Source organism: Luteibacter sp. dw_328 (assembly GCF_018449605.1).
Taxonomy (GTDB): Bacteria; Pseudomonadota; Gammaproteobacteria; order Xanthomonadales; family Rhodanobacteraceae; genus Luteibacter.
Window position 1 is genome coordinate 201,755 of sequence record NZ_JAAVUW010000001.1, and the last position, 16,687, is coordinate 218,441.

Here is a 16,687-nt window from a genome sequence, read left to right on the forward strand (position 1 = left end):
ATTTCGCAGTGGCATGCGTGCTGCAGCGCGATGCCTGCACGCCTCCCGTGCCATGCCACGTGACCGTCAAAGCGCTGTCATATGTAAACAGTAGCGTTCACTACTGTTTTCCGCCACCCCTCCCCAACATTCCGTTTCCCATCCCTTCGGGCTCGACAGAGCTGACCGTCGCGGGCAACCGCGCGGCCGATACACGCAGGAGTTTCAACGCAATGCATCACGCTGTACGTTTTGGATTAGGTCTCGCTGCCCTCGCAGCCGCTATCAGCGCCGCCGCCGAAACCACGGACGCGGATATCACGAAGCGCACGACGGACCTGCAGGGTGTGTCGGTTTCTGCCGGCATTGACGACCCCAACCTCGCACCGCCCGGCAGCGCGGCGGCACTCGCGCCGACGCAAGGCAACCTGTTCGAGATCGAGCCGCAGTCGGTGTTGAGCCGAAATTTCATCCAGACGATCGCGACACCCAAGGCGGATTACCTGGCCTTGCTGGAACTCACGCCCTCGGCGGTAAATGCGTCGCCGAACGGCGCTGGCCTTTCCAGCAAGAGCGGCACCATCCGCGGCTTCCAGGATGGCGAATACGACGTGACCTTCGACGGTATTCCGTTCGGTGATCCGGGCGCTTTCGGTCACGCCACCACCGCGTTCTTTCCAGGACCCTCCCTGGACAAGGTCGTGGTCGATCGCGGTCCCGGTACGGCAAGCAACCTTGGTAATGCGACGTTTGGCGGCACCGTGGCGCTGTATTCGGCGCCGACCACCGACAAGCCCTCAGGTGAGGTGTCCGCGATGTACGGCAGCGGCGCTACCTGGCAGGTCGCCGGCGACGGCAATACGGGCGTGCTCAACAAGATCGGCACCGAGGCGTCGGTGAATTACAGCCACGTCGAATCCAACGGGCTGATCGATGACGCGGGGTTCAAGCAGGACAATATCCTGTTCAAGGTAAAGCAGCCGCTGGGCGACAACACGACCCTGACCCTGGTGGCCGACTACAACAAGGTGAAGTGGAACACCTTTACCGCACAGCCGAAGAAGCGGACCGACATCCTCGGTCTGGACTTCGGTGGCCTCAATCAGGATCCGACCTCGCAGGGCTTTGCCGATTACAACGTCGACGACCGCCATGCGGACTTCGAATACCTCCAGCTGCATGGCGACTACGGCAGCTGGCGTATCGACAACAAGTTCTACACGTACGGCCTGCGTGACAGCGGTCCGGGCGGTGTGGACCTGCTCGGCAACACGCCGAATATCGCCTTGCTGCCCAATGGCGGTGTCCCCGGTGCGATCAACCACAGCCGTTACCGCGCCGCCGGCGATTTCCTCACGGCCGAGAAGGATGTCGGCAGCGACTGGCTCGAGAGCACCCTGAAAGCGGGCATATGGGCCGAGCGCACGTACCAGGTGCAGGACCAGGTCACCGTCGACCTCTCGACGATGATGCCTCGCGTCCTCAAGGGCGAACCGAACGCCAACATCATCGATACCAGCCAGCACACGAATACGACGCAGAGCTACTTCGAGATCGAGTGGCGGCCATTGGAAAACCTGAGCATCGTGCCCGGCGTGAAGCAGATCGTGTTCGATCGTACGATCGACGGCGTGTCCAACTTCCTGCCGGTCGGCGGTGACGGGCACTTTGCCACCACGCTCGGCTCCGTGGCGGCCAACTACCGGTTCTCGCCGAACCTCGCGGCGTACGTGCAGGTGGCCAAGGGCTTCCAGGCGCCGAAGGTCAATATCGTGCAGGGGCCTGCCGGTCACATCGATCCGCAGACGACCACGAACTACCAGGCCGGCGTGGTCTGGAAGACCCCGACCACCGTGGCCGACATCGATGTTTATTACATCGACTTCGGCAACCTGGTGAGCAGCGTCGAGGAACCGATCGGTCCGGGCGGTTCGTTGATCAGCGTGTTCGCCAACCAGGGCGGCGTGATCTACAAGGGCGTGGAAGGCGAACTGACGCACATCCTGGGCGATTCGGGATTCAGCTTCACCGCGAACGGCAGTATCAACAGCGCGTATTCGAAGACGACGCACCTGCAGATCTCCAATTCGCCCATGTCCACGGCCGATGTCGGTTTCATCTACGACCAGGGCCCGCTGTACGGCTCGTTCCTCGTTAAATACGTGGGCACGCGTTTCACTGGCACCGGCGAGACCAGTGGGGCGACGTACAACCCGAACACCAAGCTGCCGACGTACAACTACACCAACTTCAACATCGGCTACCGCTTCACGCCTGACCTGAGACTGCAATTGTCGACCAATAACCTGTTCGACCACCGCACGGCCATCCAGGGCAACGGCCTGGCCAAGGATCCGACCTTCTACTACCTGGCAGGTCGCAACTACACCGTGCAGGCCACCTACACGTTCTGATCGGCAGGCCGAAAAAGGAAAGTCCATCGATGTACACCTTTAGCTCCATCGCACGGCGCACCCTCGCGGGCGCAATTGCCTCCCTGGTCCTGGCGGCGCCTGCCGCCATGGCTACCGACCATGCCACCGACGTCGACCCGTTCATCGGGTCGGACTGGTTCGGTGAGGTCTTCGTCGGCGCCACCATGCCCTTCGGTATGGTGAAGGTTGGTCCCGACGTACGTGATTACGGTTATCGCAAGGGCTTCCAGAGCACCGGTGACATCCGCGGCTTCTCCCACCTGCACCTGAGCGGTGGCTCGGGTAAATATGAAAACGCCCGCGTCATTGCCACCACGGGCGATCTCGAGCCGGGCGCCTTCCATTCGCCGCGCGCGAATGAAATGGCCAGCCCCGGCTACTACGCCGTAGACCTGACGCGCTACCAGGTGAAGGCAGAGTTGACCGCCACGCGGCGCATGGGCATGCATCGTTATACGTTCGCCAAGGACGGCGATGGGCATGTGACGCTCGACCTCGACCTGCTCTACAAGGGGACGGGAGAAGAGACCCAGCAGTTTCTCGGTGGCGACCTGCGCATAGTCTCGCCTACCGAGATCGTCGGCGTGGGTCACTATGCCGGCGGCTGGAACGAAGGCGGCCCGTACGATGTGTACGTGGACATGATCGTCGATACGCCAGCGGTAGCGACGCGAACCTGGCTCGACAAGAACGTCAGCACGGCATTGTCGGTGCACGCCACCAGCGCCATGCCGCTTGGTGCCTCGTTCGATTACCAGGTGAAGGCGGGGCAGGCGATCCAGGCAAAGGTCGGCATTTCGTTCGTGAGCGAGGCACAGGCCCATCGCAATGCGACGGAAGAGGCGCGCGGCTGGGGCTTCGACGGCGTGCACCAGGCCGCCGTTGCCGCGTGGAACAAGGCGCTCGGTCGCATCGAGATCACCGGTGCGGACGACACGCAGCGGCGGACGTTCTATACGGCGCTTTACCACACCATGATGATGCCGTCCGACCACACGGGTGAGAACCCGAAGTGGACGTCCGCTGAGCCGTACTACGACGATTTCCAGGCGATCTGGGATACGTTCCGCAGTCAGGGCCCGCTTCTGACCCTGATCGCGCCGGACGTGCAGCGCGACATCGTCCGCTCGCTGGTGGATACCTACCGCCACGCCGGCTACATGCCCGACGCACGTGTCGGCAATGACAACGGTCGTACCCAGGGCGGCAGCAATGCCAACGTGCTGGTGGCGGATGCGTACGTCAAGGGTCTCACCGGTATCGACTACGCGACGGCTTTCAAGGCCATGGTGAAGGACGCCACGGTGGCGCCCACCGATGCGCGCAAGGAAGGACGTGGGGGTCTGGAGACATACAACCGACTTGGCTATGTGGCGCAGCCGACGGAACGCGCCGGTTCGCGCACCGTGGAATATGCCTATGATGACTTCAGCATTGCCGAAGTCGCCTGCGGTCTGGGTCATGACGATGAAGCGAAGCTATACCGTGCCCATGCCGGCAACTGGGCGAACCTGTGGGATGCGACGAGCGAGCAGGAAGGCGTCACGGGCTTCCTTCGTCCGCGCAACGAAGACGGCAGCTGGGCACCGCAGTACCTGGTCCGTCGGGGTACGTGGCCGGACTTCTACTATGAAGCCGACCTTTGGACGTATTCGATCTATGCCCCGCAGGACGTGCGCAAGCTGATCGCGATGTCAGGGGGCAACGAAGCCTTCGTGAAGCGCCTGGATACGGTCTTCGACAACCTGCATTTCGATATCACCAACGAGCCGGGCTTCCTGATTCCGGACCTCTACCTCTGGGCCGGACGTCCGGACCTCACCGCCGATCGTGTCACGACGTTCCTGCATCGTGCCTTCGGCGCGGATCGTGGTGGCATCCCGGGTAACGACGACTCCGGCGCGATGTCCAGCTGGTACGCGTTCCAGTCGATGGGCTTCTATCCGAACCCCGGCCAGGATGTGTACCTGATCGGCACGCCATCGTTCCGCGAGTCGTCGATCGACCTGGGTGGTGGCAACACCTTCAGCGTCCACGCCGAGAACTTCACGCCCGATGGCACGAACCGCTATGTGCAATCGGCTACGCTCAATGGTCAGCCGCTCAACGCGGCGTGGTTCCGCCACGGCCAGATCGCCAAGGGTGGCACGCTGGATCTCGTGATGGGTCCGACACCGTCGCGCTGGGGTACGACCTCACCGCCGCCGTCCATGTCCGACTCCGACTTTACCCTCTGCAAACGCCATAGCCGCTGATCTACCCCGAGGATATTCATGGCTTCCCTACGTTCCTACCTGCTGCCGCTTGCCGCGGCCTCATCTCTCGTCGCGTCGGCCTCGTTGCTCGCCGCCGCTACAAGCGACATCCACATCAACCAGATCCAGGTTATCGGTACGCATAACAGCTATCACGCCGGTTTCGCGCCCAGCGCCCGGCGCGTGATGCTGAAAGAAGCGCCGAAGGAATTCGCTGCGATCGACTATAGCCATCCGTCCTTGACCCGCCAGCTTGACGACGGTGTCCGCCAGGTGGAGCTGGATGTGTTCTCGGACGCCAAGGGTGGCCTGTATCTGGATCCGGCGATGGATCACATGATCGCGCTCAATGGCCTGCCGGCGGATCCGCCGACGGCAGCGCCGGGGACCTGGGAGAAGCCGGGTTTCAAGGTGATGCACATCCAGGGCGTGGACCAGCGCAGCACCTGCCAGCCGTTCACGGCGTGCCTGGCCGAACTGCGCGCCTGGTCGAAGGCTCACCCGGGACACACGCCGCTGTTCGTCCTGGTCGAGACCAAGCAGGACCCGCTGAAGGTGAAGATCCCGACGGTGACCCCCGAGCCGTTCACCCCTGCCGTGTTCGATGCGCTGGACGCGGAAATCGCTTCGGTCTTCCCGCGCAACGAGATGGTCGTTCCCGACGATGTGCGCGGCGGGCACGCGAGTCTGGACGAAGCCGTGCGCCAGGGTGGCTGGCCCACCGTGGACAAGGCGCGTGGCAAGGTGGTGTTCCTGCTCGACCAGCGCAAGATGGAAGGTGTCTATAGTGAGGGTCATCCGTCGCTGCGAGGCCGCCTGATCTTCACCAACGCCACGCCGGGCGCCGCGGATGCCGCGTTCACCGAATGCAACGAGTGCTCGGCAGATGAGATCGATGCGCTGGTGCGTCGGGGCTATATCGTGCGTGCTCGTACCGACGATCCTGCACAAGGGCAGGGCCTGAAGAACGACGGCTCACGTCGTGATGTTGTTCTGGGTAGTGGTGCACAGTTGATCAGCACGGACTACCCGGCGGGCGAGCCGTCGGAGCACGGCTATTCCGTCGGCTTCCCCGGTGGTGTGACGGTCCGTTGCAACCCGATTCTCACGAAGAAGGGCCAGTGCAAGGACGCTGCGCTGGACGTTGCTGTGAAGTGATTTAGCGGCCGGGGCCTGACGCGACGTCGTAGCGTCAGGCCCTACGACTGCTCGGTATTCTGACGACGCATGATCCAACGTTCCCCGACCACGGGTACGCCAGCAGGGCCGTCACCAAGAGGAAAGGCCACCAGCCTGGTCGGGGCGACGCGCAAGGCCACCCCGGGGGTGAGAGCAAGACGCGCCAGATCCTCACTGGCCACATCGACTTCAAGCGTCTGATCGATGTCCGCGACGTAGATGTCCAGATGCGCAATGCTCCCCGCGAGATAGACGTGTCGCAGCTTCGCCTCCCACGCTGGCTGACCTTCAGGCACCAACAGCGACAGATGCTCCGGCCTGACATAACCCACAGCCGATCGGAACAGCCCGCCCGCGGCACCTGCCGGAAGGGACCATCCACCGGCGCCCCACGTGTCTCCCCGCCGTTCCAGCGCAATGCGGTTCGTCCTGCCGATGAACTCGCAGACGAAGGGCGTGGCAGGATCCTGGTAGACCTCGTGGGGCCGACCCACCTGTTCGATGCGACCCTTGTTCATGACCACGATGCGGTCGGCAAGCTCGAGCGCTTCTTCCTGGTCGTGGGTGACGAACACGGTGGTCAGCTCGAGCTCCTCGTGGAGCTCACGCAGCCAGCGGCGCAACGCGGTGCGCACCTGCGCATCGAGTGCACCGAAGGGCTCGTCGAGCAGCAACACATCCGGCTCGACGGCCAGGGCACGTGCGAGGGCGACCCGCTGGCGCTGGCCGCCGGAGAGTTGGCTGGGATAGCGGTTGCCCAGTTCCGCCAGCTGTACGCGCTTCAACAACTCGTCGACACGCGCACGGATCTGGTCACGCGAAGGGCGCCTGCGCCGTGGCCGCACGCGGAGGCCGAAGGCGACGTTTTCGCGCACGGTCAGGTGACGGAACAACGCATAGTGCTGGAACACGAGGCCGACGTTGCGCTCCCGCGCACTGGCGGCAAGGAAGTCCTGCCCGTTCTGGGTGACGCTTCCCTCATCGGGATAGTCGAGACCGGCAAGAATGCGCAACAAGGTGGTCTTCCCCGATCCGGAAGGACCGACGAGCGCAACGAATTCGCCCGGAGCGATGTCGAGGCTCACGTCGTCGAGCGCGGCAATGTCGGGAAAGTGGCGGCTCAGCCGTTTGAGAGCGAGTGTCATCAGTGATTCTCAGCGGCTTGATAGCGCCATTCCAGGGCGGACTTCACTGCCAGGGTCAACAGCGCCAGGAGCGCAAGCAGCGAAGCGATGGCGAAGGCGCCGACGTAGTTGTACTCGTTGTAACGCATCTCCACTTCCAGGGGCATGGTGGTCGTCAGCCCGCGAATGTGTCCGGATACCACCGACACGGCGCCGAACTCGCCCATGGCGCGCGCGTTGCAGAGCAGCACACCGTAGAGCAGCGCCCAACGGATATTGGGGAGCGTCACCCGGAAGAACGTCTGCAGGCCACTGGCGCCAAGCACGCGTGCGACCTCTTCCTCTTCGCTGCCCTGGGACTGCATCAGGGGAATGAGTTCGCGCGCGACGAAGGGCAGCGTGATGAAGATCGTTGCGAGAACGAGGCCAGGGACGGCGAAGATGATCTTGATCCCATGCGCTGCGAGCCACGGCCCGAACCAGCCCTGCGCACCGAACATCAGCACGTACAGCAGACCCGTGACCACCGGTGAGACGGACAGGGGCAGGTCGATAAGCGCGCCGAGCAAGGCTTTACCGCGGAACTGGAACCGGGTCATGGCCCAGGCGGCCGCGATCCCGAACACCACATTGAGCGGCACCGTGATGGCCGCCACCAGCAAGGTCAGCCGGATGGCGGCCATTGCTTCGGGCTGGTCAATGCTTTCGACGAACGCGTGGGCTCCCTGGCGGAAGGCTTCGACAAACACGGAAGCCAGCGGCACCACGAGGAAGAGACAGAGAAAGAGGATGGAAGCCACGATGATCGACGCCCGGCCAAGACGCCGCGCGACACTGGCAGGACGTCCGGGACGGCCCGCCGTCATGCGGACTGCTCCGCCCACCGCCGGGTCCAGCGCTGCAGCGCTGAAACCAGAACGAGGAGAACGAGCGAGAAGGCCAGCATGACGACGCCCAATGCAGCCGCCGTGGCGTAGTCGAATTCATCGAGCCGTTGGACGATAAGCAGCGGCGCAATTTCCGAGCGCAGGGGGATGTTACCGGCGATGAAGATCACCGAGCCGTACTCGCCCACGGCCCGGGCCAGCGCCAGGGCAAATCCGGTCAGCAGGGTCGGAACCAGGGTGGGGAGCACGACGCGCAGAAAGGTCTGCAGGCCCGTTGCGCCCAGGCTCTCGGCGGCGTCTTCGACGTCCTGTTCGAGAGACTGCAGCACGGGCTGGAGCGTGCGCACGACAAAAGGGAAGCCGACAAACACCATCGCGAGAAGCACGCCAAGCGGGGTATAAGCCACCTGGATGCCGAGCGGCACGAGCCAACGGCCGAACCACCCGTTAGGCGCATAGATGGCTGTCAGCGCAATACCGGCCACGGCGGTGGGCAGTGCGAAGGGCAGGTCGATGAGCGCGTCGAGAATGCGCCGGCCGGGAAAGCGATAGCGGACGAGCGCCCATGTCACCATCAGGCCGACCACGACGTTGATGCCCGCAGCCAGCAGCGCTCCACCGAAACTCAGCTTGAGCGCCGCCAGCGTGCGGGGCGATGCGAGCAGCTTCAGGATGCCGGCGAAACCGACATCCGACGCCTTCCATGCAAGGGCCGCGAGCGGCAGCAGTACGATTAGGCCAAGGTAGGTGACGGCAAAGCCGAGGCTCAATCCGAAGCCGGGCAAAACCCTTCGGCGCATGGTCAGTTGCCCGGGCCGATCTGGTCGAAGATGGCGCCATCGGCAAAGAACTTCGCCTGCGCCTTGCGCCAGTCGCCGAACACCTCGGCCAGGGTGAAGGTCTTCACCTGCGGAAACTGCGCGGCGTACTTCGCGGCGACGTCGGGCGAGCGGGGCCGGTAGAAGTTGCGCGCTTCGATGTCCTGGGCCTGCGGGGAGTAGAGGAACTTAAGGTAGGCGTCTGCGACCTCACGGGTGCCGCGCTCCGCGGCATTCTTGTCGACAACAGCTACCGGTGGTTCGGCGAGGATCGTGATGGACGGAATGACGATATCGAACTGATCGCCGCCGGCTTCCTTCTTCGCCAGCAGCGCTTCGTTTTCCCAGGCAACCAGAACGTCGCCGATGCCGCGCTGGGTGAACGTCGTCGTGGCGCCTCGTGCTCCCGTGTCGAGCACGGGCACGTGCTGGAAGAGCGTCTTGACGAAGGTCCTGGCCTTATCATCGGTGCCGCCGGGCAGCTTGAGCGCGTAACCCCAGGCAGCGAGGAAGTTCCAGCGGGCGCCGCCGGATGTCTTGGGGTTGGGAGTGACGACCTGGACCCCGTCCCTGACAAGGTCACCCCAGTCGCGAATGGCCTTCGGGTTGCCCTTGCGGACCAGGAAGACGATGGTCGACGTATAGGGCGAGGCGTTGTCTGGCAGGCGGGTTTGCCAATCCTTGGCCAGCAGGCCACGGTCGGCCACGGCGTCGATGTCATAGGCCAGTGCGAGTGTCACGACATCGGCGGGCAAGCCGTCGACAACAGCGCGCGCCTGTTTTCCTGAGCCGCCATGGGACATCTGGATAGTGACGTTGTCACCATGCTTCGCCTTCCAGTCGGCTGCGAAGGCCGTATTCACCGCCTTGTAGAGCTCGCGCGTGGGGTCGTAGGACACGTTGAGCAGCGTGACGTCCTTGGCCATGGCGGGTAACACCATGACGGTGGCTACGAGAGCCAGGAGGGTGGGACGAAGCTTCATCGTCAGGCTCCTTGGGTGGTCGGATGGCGCGGGATAGGGATGTTTCGATGAAGCTGGTCAGCGTGTCGTCGCGGTGTGAAATCCCGGGCCGACGGGCCTACACGGTATCCCAGGCGGCGTCCGTTTGCTGCAATGCAGTAACATGATACATCCCCCTACCGAACACATCCGATGATCGAACTGATTGCCATCGACATGGACGGCACCCTGCTTGACTCCGCGCACACCCTTTCGCCAAGGGTGAAGGCGGCCATTACCGCCGCGCGCGCCCGCGGCGTTCGTATTGTCCTGGCAACCGGGCGACCTTTCTCGGGTATCGAGATGTACCTGGAGGAACTCGGCCTGGCGGGCGACGATGAGTACTGCATCACCTTCAATGGCGCCGTGATCCAGAATGCTTCCGGCACGAAGTCGGTGGCGGAGACCACGCTGGGCTACGACGATTTCCGTTACTGCGAGAAAATCGCACGAGACCTCGGTGTGCATTTCCACGTGCTTTACGAGCGGAGCATGATGACGCCGAATGCGGACATCAGTTCGCACACGGTGCGAGATGCGTACATCTCACACACGCCCTTGCTTTACCGTTCGGTCGAACAGGTCGACCCGGCATGGCGTTTCCGGAAGTTCATGATGGTCGACGACGAAGCTGTCCTCGACAAGGCGATTGCCAACCTTCCGCCGGAACTCATGCAGCGCTATACGGTGGTAAAGAGCGCTGCCGACTTCCTCGAAATCCTTCACCCGGAAGCCGGCAAGGGCAGGGCACTCGCCACCTTGGCCGCCTATCTCGGCGTTCCCTCCGAGCGGATCATGGCCATCGGCGATCAGGAAAACGACCTCGTGATGCTGGAGTTCGCTGGCGTCGCCGTGGCCATGGGCAACGCGATCGATGCCGTCAAGGCCGTAGCGGACCATGTGACCACCAGCAACAACGAGGACGGCGTCGCGGTGGCGATCGAGCGCTACGTCCTCCAGGGCGGATGACAGCCTTGATATTCATAAAGAAATAAAGTACATTTTTCTTATGAAAACCCGACCAGAATACGCGCCGGCGATTCGGAGCCGGATACGGAAATTCGCTCGTGGACGGGTGTTCAGGCCGGGGGACCTCATTCCGTTTGGCCCGCGGGCATGTGTCGATCAGGTCCTTTTGGACCTCGTACGGTCCGGAGAGGTGCGTAGGCTCGCCCGCGGCGTCTTCGCGAGGCCTCGCCTGAGTCCACTGGTAGGTGAGGTTCTGCCCGGTGCGTGGGAAGTAGCTGAGGCCATTGTTCGCTCGGAAGGTGGTCAGCTGGAAATCCATGGTGCTGAGGCAGCTCGCAAGCTGGGACTAAGCACGCAGATGCAGGTCCGCCCGGTTTTCTATACGACGGCTCGATCGCGTATTGTTCGCCTTGAAAACGGAGGCGAGGTCACGCTCCAGCACGTCGCCGCAAGGCGTCTTGCTTTTCGTGGAACGCCGGTCGGGCTTGCGCTGAACGCACTGTGGTATCTGGGGCGCGAGCACGTCACTGCCGATGTCGTGGCGCAGATTTCTCGTAAGCTCCCCGCTGGGGCGTTTGCGGATCTGTGCAACGCCACCGCCGTCATGCCCGGCTGGATGGCAAAGGTCGTCGGAACTGCGCGGGGTCATCTCGCTCAAACGGCGTAGTAGGAAGTACCTGAAGAAGGGATATCTTCGATGAAGACAGCGGCGCGCGCGGGCAACAACAAGGGTCCCGAGTTTATTCGTCTATCGCCAGACATGCAGCGCGATGTCCTAGAGCGCGGTGCGAGCCAGTCGCATCTGAACCCGCAATTGCTCGAGAAGGACATCTGGGTCTGTTGGGCATTGGATGCGGTGTTTCGCATACCCGATGCCTATGCGATGGCCTTCAAGGGTGGCACTTCATTGTCCAAAGCGTACGGCGCCATTCGACGGTTGTCCGAGGATGTCGATATCACCATTGACTACCAGTCCCTGGATCCGACTGTCGATCCTTTTGAGCCGGGTCTCTCGCGCACCAGGCAGAAGAAATTCTCTGAGTCGCTGAAGGCGAGAGTTCAGAAATATCTGGTCGATGCCATGGTTCCGTGGCTGGAACAATGCCTGGCCAACGACGGTCTGACGAAGCACACCGTGACGGTCGAGGCATCTGAGGGTGCGTTGCGGGTGAACTACCCTAGCTGTGCGGACCGGGGCGAGTATATCGCTGAGTCAGTGCTTCTCGAGTTCGGCGGACGCAATCGAACCGAGCCGCATCAGGTCATGCCGATTCACGCAGAAATCGCTTCTTCCTTTGCGGATATCACGTTCCCGGTCGCGGTTGTTCCCGTCCTTTCAGGCGAGCGTACGTTTTGGGAGAAGGCGACGCTCGTCCATGCGGCATGTGTCCGGGAAAGCATCAGGGATAATCCGCAACGCCAGGCACGGCACTGGTATGACCTCGCGATGCTCGCAGACCATATGCTCGGGTGCGAAGCGGTGAAGAACCGGGCGCTGTTGCGGGACGTGGTCGCCATCAAGCAACAGTTCTACGCGTACTCAAGGTTCAACTACGACCGGTGCCTTACGAAAGGCTGGATGCTTATTCCTGACGAAGATCAGTTGACGCTGCTCAAGGCGGATTTTGATGCAATGACTTCGGCGGGAATGTTGTCTGAGAACCCGCTCGCCTTTGCCGATGTCGTGACGCGGCTGCAAACGCTTGAAGCAGTGCTCAACACCTGAAAATCGCTGCCCCGGCAATGTGCCGGGGTTTTAAGGTCTGGATGTGGTCGGTGCTCTGAACAACGACCAGGCTTTAATTCAGCTCTTTGATCCGGATATTGCGAAACGCAATGCGGATGGGCGGCACGCCCTTGTCTTCGCCGCCCTGCAGGGCAATACGGCCTTTGTGGAAGCGCGCGAAATCCGCCATCTTCGCGAACTTCGTCTTTGCCACGAGGGCCGTCCACTCCGGCGTCCATAGGGTGGTGTCGACCGTCTTGTGTCCGTTCTGGAAGAACTGCACATGGCCGTGGTCGACGATGATCTCGATGGCGTTCCAGTTCCCGTGCTCGTTGACGTTCTCGATGTCCGACGAGATCAGGTCGAAGAGGTCGCCGGACCGCTCGTACAGCGTATAGCTGTCCGGCTTGGTGCACACCAGGTCGGCGATCTGCATTTCCGGGCCGGTTTCCCAGGTGTACTTGTACTTCGGTGATTCCTTGACGTTGAACATCACGCCGGCATCGGCGCAGGCGGTCATTTTCCAGTCGAGCTTGAGGTCGAAGTTCTCGTATTCCTTCTCGCTGACCAGGTCCGCGAAGTCCGCGTCCGGTGCCTTGAGGTTGCGATCGAGCTGGATCGTGCCGTCGACCACGCTCCAGTCCTTACCCGTGCCCTTCTGACCGAAGGAGTGCCAGCCCTGGAGCGTCTTGCCGTCGAACAGGGAATGCCAGCCCTGCGCCGTTTCGGCGGCGGTCGGGACGGTGTCTGCGGCGAAGGCGGGCAGAGCAGCGAGGCAGCAGGCGATGGCGAGCGCACGAAGCATGGGGACGTTCCGGGGGAGGGAAACGCCGAGCGTAACCGCAGCAGCGTCCCGGATAACCTGCCGTAAGTCACATAGAGCCATGCGTTGGCGGGCCGGTGTAAAGAATCTGAGGGAGTCACTTCGCCGGGGAAACCTCCTGGATCACGTTGCCCTTGGCATCCAGAAACACGATGCTGGCCTGGCCCTCGCCCGTCACTTGCAGACGAATGCGCTCCTTGCCGTCCGTTCCCGCCAACGAGATGCTTGCGAGTCCGGTACGGTCGCGGCCTGCCCACACCCTCTGGCCGCCGACATCGTTGATCGCAAGACCCGCGAAGTGATTCTCGCTGTCGTCGACGCCGGCAAGCTGAATGGTTTGCCCCGCGCCATATCGATCAAAGGAAAGGCTCGCCCCGGCGTCGACGATCTGTCCTTTGTCGTTCTTTCTTCCACTGAAGATCAGGCCTCCGTTCTCGGTACCCTCATCGTTATAGAAGATCATTCCAGCTTGCGGTCTGGCCTCGCCCATCTCCGGCCGCTCTTTGCCCTTGATGATCACGGGAGGAAGGCGGTCTTTATTGGAGATCACCATGCGCAATGTCCCGTCAGGTTCGGTCACGTTGAGTCGATGAACGCTGATCTCATCGAAACGTGTGGGCTGGGACCGCGCTCCCATGAGGAATATGGCGAGTGCAACCGTACTGATGACGGCTGAGTAAACGATCAAGCCTTTCTGAACTGCAGTGTTCATGACGCTTCCTTGGGATGTGTGCGAACTTCCGTCAGCGAGGCTTCGCCAGCGCCCGCTCGCAGGTATGGCGAACCGAAGCTTGCGCGTCCGGCGGCGAGAGCGGCTTGGCCGAGTTCCGATACAACGTCTGAATGATCTCGATGTGGGACAAGCGAACGACGAAGGACGCGCCCGGGTCGGTGGCGGCCGCCTCGGTGACAGAGCGCTCGTCGAGGCCCTTGCTTCGGGCGACGGCAACGAGTGACGCGAAGTTTCCGCGTTCGGCACAGACGTTCGGTGCCGCCGCGGCAACCATCGGCGCGGCGAGAAGGAACATGGCGAGGTACTTCATGGACGCTGACCAGACGGAAGGGCGCGGAAGTATAGAAGTACCTCTCGTCCCGATACGAGTGGTTTAGTGACCTTTTCCTCTTACACCCTCAATGTACCCGAGCTCCGCCTTCGATTTGGGTTCGTCCGGAATGACCTTCATGCAGGCCTGGTAAGCGACCACGGCTTCGTCGTAGCGCTTCAGCTCGACGAGATCGTAACCTTGTCCTCGATACGCCTTGCAGAAGAACTCATTTTTCACGGTGTCGCTCCCGTTATCCATCAGTGGAATCATGTCGGGCATCGCGGTGTAGAGCGCCAGTGACTCTTCGGTGCGCTTTTGCATTTGATAGATGTACGCGAGCTCGCCGGTGTATTGCGCGTCGTTCGGCGAAAGCGCGAGCGCCTTCTTCACTTCGACTTCGGCGTCTGTATAGCGCGCCATCTCGCCATACGCATAGCCCCGGGCCCAGTAGGCCATGGCCCAGGCCGGCCCGAGTGCGATGGCATTTCTGCGCTCCCCGGGCACGTCGTTCTTTCCCAGGTTGCCGGCCTCGGTCACCATGTACAGCAGGCCCTGTGCTGGACCACGGGCAGAATAAATTCGGTCCGGGCTATGGGCATACTTCGTCTCGTAGCGGCCGATCACGTCGTTCAACGGTCCATCGATCGCCGCCTGTATCTGGCCCGACTGGATCATCCGGACGCCATCCAGCACTTCCTTGTCGTCTGCCGATGGTGACGTGTTCACCACGAGCTTCCTCGGCGTCTCAGTGGCGCACCCGACCAACACCATCATCAGGCACGCGAAGGCGGCGTACCGGCACTCCTTGGACATCGTAATGTTCCTCAAGGGCCGTCAGCCGGCAATTTTGGGGCAGGAGGTAGCGCGAAGATGATGGGGACATGCGCATAAGCGCGGCGAGGCTGCCCATCGCGGTAGGCAGGGTAGAAGCGCCAAAGGGGTACCGTCGCCATCGCCGCGGCGTCCAGCTCGGGATAGCCACTCGAGCGCAGCACTATCTCATTCTCGACCGTCCCATCGGCGCCGACGAGAAGATCCAGCACGACAGTACCTTCGTGCCTCGCCGCGACGGCTTCGGGAGGGTAACGAGGCGGGGTCCGTAGACGGTAAGCCACGTTTTCCGTCGGCTTGTGGCCGGGCCTCGTTCCGTCGCCTCCCGGTAGGAGGGGGAGCCTGGGCGGGGGTGGCGGCGGCGGAGGCGGAGGCGGCGGAGGCGGCGGAACGAGGGAGGCGTCTTCCCCGCGATCGTGCGGCGTCGCATCCTGCGGCGACGCGTGTGCCAGTTGTCCGGCCAGGCTCATCGCAATCAGCGCGATAAGTCGAATCGAGGGATAAGCCATGTCCTTATTCTCCTTTCCGTTGCCCAGCCATCGCAGCAATCATGCTGAGGTCGAGTTCTTCCATATCGAGATAAGGGCCGCTGGCTTCTTGCAGGCTGTGCACAGGCACCATCTCGGCGAGCTGCAACAACTGGCTGTCGATGTCCTGGAAGGTTTCGTTTTCCCAGCAGCGGTCCACTTGCCCTGCATCGCTGAAGGCGATGACATAGACAATCTCGCCGTTGGCGCTTTCCATGACCCAGGGCTGCCGGTCCGCGATGAGTCCGAGTCCACTGACCAGAAGATACTGCTCGTACAGCAGGCCCAGGACGGTGTCCCGCTGATGCGGATGTGGTCGATAGGCCACCATCAGAAGTCTCGCCATGCGCCTGCTCCCCATGTCCCCCGCGGGAGAGAATGTATCTTCCTTCCACCGTTGGCAATCGGAGGCTTTCGCGCGCTACATTCCGGGCATGGATCTGATCATCGAAGGGGTTCCGCTTCCCGGTCTTCCCGAGATCATCTCGGCGATGGGAGTGAACGGGGCCGATTTCATGTGGCATCTCGCCGATGTCGAGGCGAGCGCGTGGCCTCATGAGATCAAGGACGGTTGGATCTCAGGGGCCGATCTCATCGCCCACTGGGTCCCCCACGAGACCCAGTTCGTATGGGGGGTGCTCGATGCCTTTCCACATGGGCCCAGGTTTGAGGTCATCGACCTGCCGTTCGCCGATGGCAATCCGGCGTTCTGGAAGGGGAAGCCGCTGGTGCCACAGATCGAGGGTGCCGTCTTCGAAATGGTTTTCTGGGACAGTCGCGCTGTTCTCCTCATCGGTCTCGACGAGGAGCAGGCCGCGTCCGTCGTGAGGGCACTCCCGGGCGCGACGTCACTAGTCATTCTTCCCGTCGACTTCAATGCCACGTATGAGGACAATTCCGTGCCGCTCAACCGGCGTGGAACGGTCGACGCCCTGGCCCATCACGGAATCTCCCTCCGTGAGGGTATGGATGTCGTGATCACCGATACAGAGCTCTGGGTCAGGGCTACCGTCTGTCATCGATTCGGCGTCTGGTGCGCTGCGACTATTGGTCCGTTTCACTACGTTGCTGACTGAGCGAGAGGTGT

General features: G+C 62.3%; 16 protein-coding genes. 7 read left to right on the forward strand and 9 right to left on the reverse strand.

What is annotated here, in order from left to right; genetic code table 11:
* Window positions 1-212: 212 nt before the first annotated feature.
* Genes HB634_RS00915 through HB634_RS00925 form a run of 3 tightly spaced genes read left to right on the forward strand, consistent with a single transcriptional unit; the run spans window position 213 to window position 5,827 of the window.
* On the forward strand, window positions 213-2,393 hold the full coding sequence (locus HB634_RS00915; RefSeq protein ID WP_213947071.1) for a TonB-dependent receptor: 2,181 nt from the start codon (window positions 213-215) through the stop codon (window positions 2,391-2,393).
* Between the two features lie 29 nt (window positions 2,394-2,422).
* Window positions 2,423-4,669, forward strand: a complete 2,247-nt coding sequence (locus HB634_RS00920; RefSeq protein ID WP_213947072.1) for a GH92 family glycosyl hydrolase — start codon at window positions 2,423-2,425, stop codon at window positions 4,667-4,669.
* Window positions 4,670-4,687: 18 nt separating this feature from the next.
* Complete coding sequence (locus HB634_RS00925; protein WP_213947074.1) at window positions 4,688-5,827, forward strand: phosphatidylinositol-specific phospholipase C1-like protein; 1,140 nt, start codon at window positions 4,688-4,690, stop codon at window positions 5,825-5,827.
* A 41-nt stretch (window positions 5,828-5,868) separates the two neighbouring features.
* Here the strand turns inward: HB634_RS00925 and HB634_RS00930 are convergent, their stop codons facing one another.
* Genes HB634_RS00930 through HB634_RS00945 form a run of 4 tightly spaced genes read right to left on the reverse strand, consistent with a single transcriptional unit; the run spans window position 5,869 to window position 9,660 of the window.
* Window positions 5,869-6,993, reverse strand: a complete 1,125-nt coding sequence (locus HB634_RS00930; protein WP_213947075.1) for a TOBE-like domain-containing protein — start codon at window positions 6,991-6,993, stop codon at window positions 5,869-5,871.
* Window positions 6,993-7,838: a sulfate ABC transporter permease subunit CysW gene (gene cysW / locus HB634_RS00935; RefSeq protein WP_063570551.1), complete on the reverse strand. Its 846-nt coding sequence runs from the start codon at window positions 7,836-7,838 to the stop codon at window positions 6,993-6,995. The genes HB634_RS00930 and cysW overlap by 1 nt, the downstream gene beginning before the upstream one ends.
* Window positions 7,835-8,665 (reverse strand): sulfate ABC transporter permease subunit CysT, encoded by an 831-nt coding sequence (gene cysT, locus HB634_RS00940; RefSeq protein WP_231873833.1) that lies wholly within the window; start codon window positions 8,663-8,665, stop codon window positions 7,835-7,837. The genes cysW and cysT overlap by 4 nt, the downstream gene beginning before the upstream one ends.
* Entirely contained in the window at window positions 8,662-9,660 is a 999-nt protein-coding gene (locus tag HB634_RS00945) for a sulfate ABC transporter substrate-binding protein (RefSeq protein ID WP_213947077.1), read from the reverse strand. The genes cysT and HB634_RS00945 overlap by 4 nt, the downstream gene beginning before the upstream one ends.
* A gap of 171 nt (window positions 9,661-9,831) precedes the next feature.
* On the opposite strand from HB634_RS00945, the gene yidA reads away from it, so the two are divergent.
* From yidA to HB634_RS00960, 3 genes are read left to right on the forward strand one after another with little or no spacing between them, the layout of a single operon-like run.
* A complete protein-coding gene (yidA, locus tag HB634_RS00950) occupies window positions 9,832-10,647 on the forward strand; it encodes a sugar-phosphatase (RefSeq protein ID WP_213947079.1) in 816 nt (271 codons plus the stop codon).
* A 40-nt stretch (window positions 10,648-10,687) separates the two neighbouring features.
* On the forward strand, window positions 10,688-11,314 hold the full coding sequence (locus tag HB634_RS22795) for a DUF6088 family protein (protein ID WP_255548302.1): 627 nt from the start codon (window positions 10,688-10,690) through the stop codon (window positions 11,312-11,314).
* 30 nt (window positions 11,315-11,344) lie between these two features.
* Complete coding sequence (locus tag HB634_RS00960; protein WP_213947082.1) at window positions 11,345-12,373, forward strand: nucleotidyl transferase AbiEii/AbiGii toxin family protein; 1,029 nt, start codon at window positions 11,345-11,347, stop codon at window positions 12,371-12,373.
* Window positions 12,374-12,446: 73 nt separating this feature from the next.
* Here the strand turns inward: HB634_RS00960 and HB634_RS00965 are convergent, their stop codons facing one another.
* The 5 genes from HB634_RS00965 to HB634_RS00990 all read right to left on the reverse strand — a co-directional run bounded on the left by HB634_RS00965 (window position 12,447) and on the right by HB634_RS00990 (window position 15,946).
* Window positions 12,447-13,178: a DUF1080 domain-containing protein gene (locus tag HB634_RS00965; RefSeq protein WP_255548303.1), complete on the reverse strand. Its 732-nt coding sequence runs from the start codon at window positions 13,176-13,178 to the stop codon at window positions 12,447-12,449.
* Window positions 13,179-13,293: 115 nt separating this feature from the next.
* Window positions 13,294-13,908 (reverse strand): hypothetical protein, encoded by a 615-nt coding sequence (locus HB634_RS00970; RefSeq protein ID WP_213947084.1) that lies wholly within the window; start codon window positions 13,906-13,908, stop codon window positions 13,294-13,296.
* Between the two features lie 31 nt (window positions 13,909-13,939).
* On the reverse strand, window positions 13,940-14,239 hold the full coding sequence (locus HB634_RS00975) for a hypothetical protein (RefSeq protein ID WP_157503828.1): 300 nt from the start codon (window positions 14,237-14,239) through the stop codon (window positions 13,940-13,942).
* A 63-nt stretch (window positions 14,240-14,302) separates the two neighbouring features.
* Window positions 14,303-15,055, reverse strand: coding sequence for a hypothetical protein (locus HB634_RS00980; RefSeq protein WP_213947086.1), 753 nt, complete (start codon window positions 15,053-15,055; stop codon window positions 14,303-14,305).
* A 531-nt stretch (window positions 15,056-15,586) separates the two neighbouring features.
* The gene (locus tag HB634_RS00990) at window positions 15,587-15,946 is read right to left on the reverse strand and encodes a hypothetical protein (RefSeq protein ID WP_213947092.1); all 360 of its coding nucleotides are present in this window, start codon (window positions 15,944-15,946) and stop codon (window positions 15,587-15,589) included.
* A gap of 88 nt (window positions 15,947-16,034) precedes the next feature.
* On the opposite strand from HB634_RS00990, the gene HB634_RS00995 reads away from it, so the two are divergent.
* Complete coding sequence (locus HB634_RS00995) at window positions 16,035-16,676, forward strand: hypothetical protein (protein WP_213947093.1); 642 nt, start codon at window positions 16,035-16,037, stop codon at window positions 16,674-16,676.
* Window positions 16,677-16,687 lie beyond the last annotated feature (11 nt).